The sequence below is a fragment of the Ligilactobacillus acidipiscis DSM 15836 genome (assembly GCF_001435755.1).
Taxonomy (GTDB): Bacteria; Bacillota; Bacilli; order Lactobacillales; family Lactobacillaceae; genus Ligilactobacillus; species Ligilactobacillus acidipiscis.
In genome coordinates this window covers 1-4442 of the sequence record NZ_AZFI01000157.1, presented here as the reverse complement: position 1 = coordinate 4442, position 4442 = coordinate 1, and the positions used below count along the sequence as shown (strand labels likewise).

Genomic DNA, 4442 nt, shown 5'->3' with positions numbered 1-4442 from the left:
AGGTATGTTGCACTTGATTTGACAATTCGGGGATTTTTGCAAAATAAATCTCTAATTTGGAAAAAACACGGATTTCTTGTAAAACTAGTTTGGTCAGCTAACAAGGGCTGGCAGGTAAAATAATCTTACGGTGATCGAGGTATTTTTAATGAGTCAATTTACAATTTTTGTCAGTGGAGGAATAATTTTTACACTGCTTTGTCTGGGTTTACTGGGTGTAAGCCTCCATCAAAATAAATTTAGGTTATTGAATGGAGCACTTTGTAATATGGCACTGCTTGCTAGCGGTGTGACTATGATCATTGTGATCGAAACGTCTAATATTAAGTGGCTCAATTCCCTGTTGGTTTGGACCCTAGTGATCATCTCGATCCCACTGTTGCTCTTATACACGCTATAAGGTGTGCTATTGTTGTGGAATGCCTTTACGGTCTGGCGTAAAGAAAGCCACACGCTGGGAAACATGTTGACCTTAGGCCTAGGGATCATGGTGATCGTTGTTCTGCCATTGATGCGGGCAATTGACCAAGATTTATTTTCCAAAAACTCAGTGACTTTGTACAATGCTTTTGTCGTACCAGTCATTTTTTATTTGATTTTTTGGTTTTTAGCGTTTATTACGTCTTTTTTGATCACACGTCTCTATCGCCCGCACTATGATCAGGATTATATTATCGTTTTAGGAGCAGGGCTGTTGGATGGAGATTAGGTTTCACCTTTGTTGGCTTCCAGGATCCAGCGGGCGTTGGATTTCGCCGCTGCTCAAGAGAAAAAGACGGGTCAGTATCCGTGGTTGATTTTTTCTGGCGGTCAGGGCGGCGATGAAACGATCCCTGAGGGTGTTGCAATGAAGCAATATGCCTTAGCTCATGGGGCTCATCCTGACAAATGTTTGGCGGAAAAAAAGTCGCAGAACACTTATGAGAATATGGCATTTTCCAAGAAAATACTAACCAGAAAACAGATCGATTTAAACAAGGGGTTGTTTTCAACCAGTGATTACCATACCTTTCGTGCCGCAGGTTATGCACGTTATGTGGGTTTGCATATCGATGGTATTGGTGCGAAAACAAGTAACTTTTTCATTCCGAACGCTTTTTTACGTGAATATATCGCGTTGATGGCAAACCACAAAAAGGCTCACCTTATTGCCATACTCCTGATTTTATTGGTGTCAGCAGTTAATTTTTTGGTAGGTAATGGCCTGCAACTATTTTAAGAAAATTCGCAGAGTGGTTATATTTAAATTTTTTTATTCAGATGTTAACAAACCAGGAAATGGTTGTTACAATATATTTTGTAACCAATAACCTCCCTATAATTATTGATTACGTTAAAAAAACAGCAAAAATGCTTTAGCCCTCAGGTCGGAAACAGACTTGGGGGTTTTTTGCGCACATAAAAAAACATGCTTTCGTAAAAAGACGAGCATGTCGGATCAGTATATTTTTTTTATTTGTGTTAAGAATTCAGCTGCCTCCTCATTGTAATGGTGCTTAGCGTTGATCTTCTTTAATAGTGGCCTGTTATGTGTGGAGGAATTTCCAGTTAATAGTATTTTTTGTTCCAGCTCGACATAGGGGAAGCCGTTATTTTTGCCCTTTCGCAATTCGATCTCTGGGTCATAAGCGACTCTGCGGAAATTGACATCATCGAGTCCGTTTTCTGAGACGGTTAAAAGCAAGTAACTGGCAGCTCGGTTTTGCAAAAGCTTGCCGCGCGGATCCCATGGACGACCGACAGAACCAGGATTCAAAATGATTTGCCCCGTGCGGCTGTAACGCCACAAGGGGCTATGGATATGTGCAAAAATTGCAATGTCGATCTCTTGGTCTAAGGTCAGCTGATCGAAGTTATCCTGGTTTTGGTCGGGATAAAGTGTATGTCCAAAATTATAGTTTGGTAAATTATGCGTTAAGGAAAAAATCAATTTGCCGACTTTTTTTCTGACAGTCATGCGCAAATGCTTGATTTTTTCTTGGTGTTCTTTACTCAAATGTTCACTTTCAAATTTGACTAACATTGTGAAATAAACCGTCGATGGGTCGCTGATGTCATAGTTGGGATGGGTTAATTCTTTGCTAAAGTTATCCTCCCAGTTGCCCAGTAAAACTTGAGTCAAATTGATCTGGTCTAAAATTTGCAGACATTCTTCAGATGTTGCGCCGCCCAGAACCATGTCGCCCAGTGACCAAAACTCATTTGCACCAAGCTTTTGCGCATCTGAAACTACGGCTTGCAAAGCGGTGGAGTTTCCGTGGCTATCTGAGATCACTGCAATTCGTTGTTGCATAATAAAACCCTCCAGTAATAACTTCTTTCCAATTAAGCATAGTTAAGAAGGCACTAAAAGTAAAGTAATTAAATATTGTTTGTTGCAAACACTAATGCTAGGATATTACGTAAAGAGAAATAAATCGGTTGGAGCCGTGGCTTTCAAGAATTGAGTCCTAGTTTGGGTTGCTAGGGCGGCTTGGAGGCGGGCTTTTTTTGTTGCATGAATTTGAAAGGAAAGATGGATTTGGAAGCAATTGGTACGTTATGTTTGATTTTATTTGCAACGGCGCTGGCTGGTCACTTCAGCGCACGGTTGAATTTTCCACCTGTCATCGGGCAGTTGTTGATTGGGGTAGTCATTGGCCCGGCAGTTCTTAACTGGGTTCATCCCGGAAATTTTGTTGAGATCTTTTCTGAGATCGGTGTCGTGATTTTGATGTTTATTGGAGGTTTAGAAAGTGATCTGGCATTGCTCAAGAAATATTTAACGCCATCTTTGCTGGTGGCCGTTTGTGGGATGGTCTTACCGCTCGGCGGAGCCTATTTAGTAGGACAATTTTTTGGTTTAAATCATTTGGAAAATATGTTTTTGGGCGTGATTTTCGCTGCCACTTCGGTATCGATCTCTGTTGAGGTCTTGAAAAATATGCGTCAATTAGACACGCCAGAAGGAACGACGATTTTAGGTGCAGCTGTAGTGGATGACGTGTTGTCGATCATTGTGCTGAGTGTTTTGGTCAGTTTAGCCGGCAGCAAGATCAATACGGACGACCAGTTACCGTTGTGGTTGAGTTTACTGTTGCAGGTCGGTTTTTTCATGGTTCTTTTTGCTGCTGGTCGCTGGCTTGTTCCGAATTTGATGCGTTTAGGCGATAAGTGGTTAGTGCCGGTTTCTGAGACAGTGATGGCGTTGATCTTGTGTTTGGGTGCTGCATACTTGGCAGAAAAAGTTGGCTTAAGCAGTGCGATCGGTGCATTCTTTGCCGGTTTAGCTGTTGGGCAAACCAACTACCGGCAAAAAATTGACCGTAAGATCGAACCGATCGGTTATGCCGCTTTCATTCCGGTGTTTTTCGTCAGTGTGGGTTTGAATATGACCTTTACTGGACTGATTGAAAATTTCTGGCTTTTTTTGGCGCTGACAGTAGTCGGCACGCTGACCAAATGGCTGGGTGCAGGTTTAGGTGCTGGTTTAGCTAAGTTTAATTTTATCAGTTCTTCAATGATCGGTGCGGGCATGATCTCGCGCGGAGAAATGGCTTTGATCATCGCACAGTTGGGTTTTAACGCACATTTGTTATCGACTGACAATTATTCTGCAGTGATCGGGGCAATTGTCGTCACGACCCTATGTGCACCTTTCATTTTACGCGCCGAGATCAAACGTTTGTAAAAAATCAATTTTCCTACTAATTGCATATTTATTAGTAGGAGGTGAGCTAATGCATATGGAAGCACTAGAATTGCAATACTTGCAAACCTTAGAACAACGGGTCAAGATGACCAGAAAAGAACGACAAGAGTTGCAAAGCGCACTTGCCGGTTATCAAGGAGAGTGAACGCTTAACATTTTGCAAAATACCGACAGATTGTTAGATGATGTGAATTTAGATTATCAAAGCAGTCGCTGTCAAATTGACAAATTACTTGTCAGTGGTGATACTTTGTATATCGTAGATGTCAAAAATTACGATTGACACTATCAATATCATGATGGCTGCTGGTATTATGATAGGCAGGTGTTGTCCCATAATATTTTTGAACAGATCACACGTGCACAAGACATAGTTGCCTGCTGTTTGAGTGATCAGCTAGTACAAATGACTGTTAAAAGTGTTTTAGTGTTTGTGGGCAGTGATGTTGAGCTTGATGTGATCGATCCACCTGTGCGTATTGAGATCATGAATTTTGCTGAAGCCTGTGCTTGGCTGACACGGTTGCACCTTTCCACAAACGTTTCACATAATATATGTTGGAAGGCAGCTTTGAGCCGCTATTTTGTGCCAGCATATCGGCTTGAACATGATCTCAGCGTCATGTCAAACAAGGTGTTTGTTGTCTTAAGTGCGGGTCATTTGAAATGGAGCAAAGTCGGTGAAAGTAAGAGTCATAAGTTAGAATGTGACGCAAAGTCTGGCAAAGTAAGTGTTACAAGTAGAAATGTG

Annotated in this window: 6 protein-coding genes and 1 pseudogene; 6 read left to right on the top strand and 1 reads right to left on the bottom strand. The window is 41.6% G+C overall.

Going from position 1 to position 4442, the window contains the following annotated elements:
- The first annotated feature begins 268 nt into the window (after window positions 1-268).
- Genes FC65_RS12770 through FC65_RS12540 form a run of 3 tightly spaced genes read left to right on the top strand, consistent with a single transcriptional unit; the run spans window position 269 to window position 1219 of the window.
- Window positions 269-400 carry a hypothetical protein gene (locus tag FC65_RS12770; protein ID WP_268872483.1) on the top strand — a complete coding sequence of 44 codons (132 nt, stop codon included), beginning with the start codon at window positions 269-271 and terminating at the stop codon, window positions 398-400.
- A gap of 9 nt (window positions 401-409) precedes the next feature.
- Window positions 410-709 (top strand): hypothetical protein, encoded by a 300-nt coding sequence (locus tag FC65_RS12545; RefSeq protein WP_235803120.1) that lies wholly within the window; start codon window positions 410-412, stop codon window positions 707-709.
- A gap of 9 nt (window positions 710-718) precedes the next feature.
- Window positions 719-1219, top strand: coding sequence for a YdcF family protein (locus FC65_RS12540; RefSeq protein WP_235803119.1), 501 nt, complete (start codon window positions 719-721; stop codon window positions 1217-1219).
- Window positions 1220-1438: 219 nt separating this feature from the next.
- Here FC65_RS12540 and FC65_RS08945 read toward each other — a convergent pair whose 3' ends face one another.
- Window positions 1439-2293: a metallophosphoesterase family protein gene (locus FC65_RS08945; RefSeq protein WP_056972407.1), complete on the bottom strand. Its 855-nt coding sequence runs from the start codon at window positions 2291-2293 to the stop codon at window positions 1439-1441.
- Window positions 2294-2521: 228 nt separating this feature from the next.
- On the opposite strand from FC65_RS08945, the gene FC65_RS08940 reads away from it, so the two are divergent.
- The 3 genes and pseudogenes from FC65_RS08940 to FC65_RS08935 all read left to right on the top strand — a co-directional run.
- Window positions 2522-3670: a cation:proton antiporter gene (locus FC65_RS08940; protein ID WP_056972408.1), complete on the top strand. Its 1149-nt coding sequence runs from the start codon at window positions 2522-2524 to the stop codon at window positions 3668-3670.
- Window positions 3671-3848: 178 nt separating this feature from the next.
- Entirely contained in the window at window positions 3849-3974 is a 126-nt protein-coding gene (locus tag FC65_RS12925; protein WP_158308969.1) for a nuclease-related domain-containing protein, read from the top strand.
- Window positions 3975-4019: 45 nt separating this feature from the next.
- A pseudogene (locus FC65_RS08935) lies at window positions 4020-4442 on the top strand (hypothetical protein); the annotation flags it as partial.

Coding starts and splice junctions, on each gene's coding strand:
- FC65_RS12770 (WP_268872483.1), top strand. CDS start 269: ATGGCACTGCTTGCTAGCGGTGTGACTATGATCATTGTGATCGAAACG.
- FC65_RS08945 (WP_056972407.1), bottom strand. CDS start 2,293: ATGCAACAACGAATTGCAGTGATCTCAGATAGCCACGGAAACTCCACC.